The organism is Methylacidiphilum sp. Yel (assembly GCF_004421185.1).
In the GTDB taxonomy this organism is placed as follows: Bacteria; Verrucomicrobiota; Verrucomicrobiia; order Methylacidiphilales; family Methylacidiphilaceae; genus Methylacidiphilum.
This window is the reverse complement of sequence record NZ_LXQB01000019.1, coordinates 3,361-6,732: the sequence shown is the minus strand read 5'-3', so window position 1 is coordinate 6,732 and position 3,372 is coordinate 3,361. Positions and strand designations below refer to the sequence as shown.

At 39.8% G+C, this 3,372-nt stretch carries 5 protein-coding genes; 4 read left to right on the top strand and 1 reads right to left on the bottom strand.

Annotated elements, in window-relative coordinates; translation table 11 throughout:
- Nucleotides 1-974: 974 nt before the first annotated feature.
- A complete protein-coding gene (locus A7Q09_RS03605) occupies nucleotides 975-1,304 on the top strand; it encodes a hypothetical protein (RefSeq protein ID WP_134389938.1) in 330 nt (109 codons plus the stop codon).
- A gap of 267 nt (nucleotides 1,305-1,571) precedes the next feature.
- Here A7Q09_RS03605 and A7Q09_RS10425 read toward each other — a convergent pair whose 3' ends face one another.
- Nucleotides 1,572-1,733, bottom strand: a complete 162-nt coding sequence (locus A7Q09_RS10425) for a hypothetical protein (RefSeq protein WP_166791915.1) — start codon at nucleotides 1,731-1,733, stop codon at nucleotides 1,572-1,574.
- A 186-nt stretch (nucleotides 1,734-1,919) separates the two neighbouring features.
- Here A7Q09_RS10425 and A7Q09_RS10645 point away from each other — a divergent pair, with 186 nt between their 5' ends.
- The 3 genes from A7Q09_RS10645 to A7Q09_RS10915 all read left to right on the top strand — a co-directional run bounded on the left by A7Q09_RS10645 (nucleotide 1,920) and on the right by A7Q09_RS10915 (nucleotide 2,804).
- Nucleotides 1,920-2,084, top strand: a complete 165-nt coding sequence (locus A7Q09_RS10645; protein WP_208526675.1) for a hypothetical protein — start codon at nucleotides 1,920-1,922, stop codon at nucleotides 2,082-2,084.
- A 118-nt stretch (nucleotides 2,085-2,202) separates the two neighbouring features.
- The gene (locus tag A7Q09_RS03595; RefSeq protein WP_244228492.1) at nucleotides 2,203-2,625 is read left to right on the top strand and encodes a methane monooxygenase/ammonia monooxygenase subunit B; all 423 of its coding nucleotides are present in this window, start codon (nucleotides 2,203-2,205) and stop codon (nucleotides 2,623-2,625) included.
- 8 nt (nucleotides 2,626-2,633) lie between these two features.
- Nucleotides 2,634-2,804: a methane monooxygenase/ammonia monooxygenase subunit B gene (locus A7Q09_RS10915; protein ID WP_244228491.1), complete on the top strand. Its 171-nt coding sequence runs from the start codon at nucleotides 2,634-2,636 to the stop codon at nucleotides 2,802-2,804.
- The last annotated feature ends 568 nt before the right edge of the window (nucleotides 2,805-3,372 follow it).

The following is a 3,372-nucleotide window of genomic DNA, read 5'->3' as shown; positions in this document are numbered from 1 at the left end:
CAACTACCTGATCCTAGAGGCAAAAAAAAATCTCTCCGCGGTAGAGGCCGTCTGCACTTAGAAGGCGCTTACCCAAGTGGAGCGGGCCTTTAGGAAGTTAAAAGATGTCCTAGAGATGCCTCCGATCTGTCATCATGATCCGAGAGCTCGTCCAGGCCTATGGCTTTGTCGCCGCCTTGGCCTTCTTGCATGACCGGCTATTGGAGAAAAAACTTAAGGCAGCCAAACTCCCCTTTTCCCCCGAAGAGGCCCTGACTCACCTACGCATTGTCCAAACACGCCCGAGGCAGACATAGCTGGCACCAAACACCGCAAAGTCACGGCGGGAAACCAACATGGGCGGCCGGATCCTTTCCGCCCTCCGAGTTGGCTTCATGGAGCCTTGGAAACCCAAAAATAGCTCCTAAAACCCTCGCATAATGACACATTGAAAAAAGCTCATTGATAATCAGCGCTTTACAAAAGTTTCACCAAACATAGGTTAGTGCCAATGGCTGCTATCCAAGCAGTCGTCCTGGGTTCTGTCTGTGGATAGAAAAGCGATGTGCTTGCCTTGAGTATGCGGTAATGGATGTGCCCAGAATGGGGCATAAGCCTTGGGCGCAATATTCATACTGCGATCAATCTAAAAGGGCTAGCAACCGCAATTGTCTTACTCGTGGCAACTCCCTCCAGCAATGGCGATGCCTGAAAGAAGGGGCTTCTCCGTAACATGAAAAGACAAGCCTGTTAGACACAAATGGTGGAAACGCCTGGGCAGGAAGAAAACGGGTGAATGATTGCGCAGAGTTTTAGTAGCAATTTAGCCTTCAGCTGTAAATTGACAGCTCAAAATTAGTCGGTAGCTCTTCGTTGGAATCTAGACAAATTGATTGTCTATTTAAGTCCTAAATTTGTCTTTTCATGCCCTGGTTTTATAGATTGGACAATGTATGATATTTTTAAAAAAAAAAAGAGCAAGGAGGTTGAATCCTATGGAAAAGGCCGAATGTTGTTGCTGCTGTTGTTGTCGTGAACAAGAATGTTGTGAAAAAGAAAGTAAATGTGGCTGTGAGAAAGAAGAAAACCTTGTTGAATGTCTTGAGAGGGGATGGCAAAAATCAAGCTTGAAAGCATGGGAAGATGTGCTTAAGGAAATTCTTAAAGAAAAGATTAGGCAAAAATATGGAGCAGAACTTGATAAGGGGGCTCAAGCTTTTGTCGATGCCATGGATAAAAGCTGGAAGGCAAAGGTTACTGCTGCTAAAGCACAGCATGAGTTTAAAGAGGCAATACTTAAGGCTTTGTTTAATACTGGGCAATAATCACACCCCATAGCTTTTGGTAAGATTTTGCTCCATTAAAGAAAAAAAGGTTGAAAAGGCATCTTTCAATACAATTTTAAGGGGTTTTTTTGGAGCAAAACTCTAGTATTGTCTGTATTCTAAAGGCCATAGAGCGGTGTAAAGTGGTGGAAGAAAATAAAGAAAACAATCCTTTTTCTAAGCTGGATAAACCAAGCTTTATTCCACTGAAAGATGAAACTTAGGCAGGAGGAAGCCGATTCCCTTAAGGAATGGGGTGGTAATCTCTTACCCTCCACATCCCCATGTCATATTAGGTTCTTGAACCAATACAGTATCTCCATATTTTTTATGCTGTTTTTTTAAATCTTCAAAACGCCATTCGATGAATTCTTTTTCTTTGTCATTGATACATGATGGATAATATCTCTTTTGAAGTTTCTCCCACATTCGCCCACAAATGGATAGAACTAAAAGATTGAGAAAAATTAGAAAATGCCTATGTTTTTTTTTGCAGGTACGGGAAGAACTTTCTAGAAAAACGAAAATTCGATCTATTGACTAGGGGTTCAGGGGAAAATTGTCACCGCTTTAGGATATTCTCAAAAAGACATCTTAATACGCACGGAAGAGTTTATGCGCCAGTTCTATGATCATGCCCTTCAGATTTGTCTCATTGCCAACACGATTGCTAAAGCTCTTGCTGCTCAAAAAAGCTTTCTTTCTAAAGGAAGGACAAGCAAGACCATTGGTTTTTTTTCTATAGATCATAGCCTTGAAGTTGTTAATCCAAAAAACTAACCGAAAATCCCCTACTTATTCTAAGAGCTTTTCTTTTATTCAACGGTGGGGATTTCAAATCGGAATTACTTAAAATTCAGATTAAAAATAGGTTGTATTTAATCAATTCTAATTTTTTGTGTCGGAGGGACGTTCGAAATTTAATCCTATAGATAAACAGGTTTGCTTCATTTTTAGAGTTGGATCACTTGTAATAATCACTGCTGCAGCGTTAATAGTAAAGGCACAATATCCAGTAACAATCCTTATCCAGGAGACGAAGTATTATATAACACCCCTTTCTCCTAAGCCGACACTCATTCAGGCAGAAGTTACGTTTGCGACCTACGATGTTCCGCAGAATCCTTTCATATCCAAGTCAAAAATGTTGGGGATAAGCGCCCGTAGTGTTGAAAGAATTTTTGACAGCGAATGTCCGATTCTTGAATCCAGATATCCCCTAGGAATATATAGAATCCATCCTTTCTTGAAGTTCAATGTTAGACCAATGATAGTAAACCCTTCGGAGACGATTAATCCTGGAGAGAGACCAAAACGATAGAAGTGTCCATGCAAAGCGCTGAATGGGAAAACCAAAGATTAACCATGTATAACGAGACGACAAATCGTTTTGGGGGGCTGCTTTTATTTACCAATCCCAGTGGTACCAGGCAGATTTATGCCATTGCTGATCAAATTGTCATTCCTAAATTTGGAGTGGCAATAAGCGGAGGCATGTAAGGGACATCATCAAAAAACTAGAAATTATAAACTCTTTCTCGTCCATGGCGGGGAAGGGTTTTTTGTGAAAATAATTAGTTATAAAACTCGTTAATTACGAAGGCATTGTCTTTCCTTTTCGGTGAAATGCACTCCTTCAAGCCTATTTTATCCCCTGCGGAATAATTCATTAAATATAATGATGATATACATAATATAAATTATTCTACCTTAGAAATATTATATCATTTTTATTAATTATTTTATTTTTATATATCTGTAAGAACGTAAGATATATTCTTAGGATACATACGGGTTATGCCTTAGGCAGAATACAGAGTATGATCTAATTGTCATGGGCAAGAAGGATGAGTTACGGTTGCCATGAACATTCGAGTTAGCAAACCATAACTTGTAATGTTATAAGGATGGGGAAAAGAATAGCCTAAAGGGATAAAGGGAAGGCTATGATATAAGAGTAAAGATCCTCATCTTCTATTCAATAAAAAATAGAGACTAATCGGTAAAAAGGAGGTTGATACATGGCACAAGCGACAACGCAAACGGTCTCGATATCGATACCGGACAA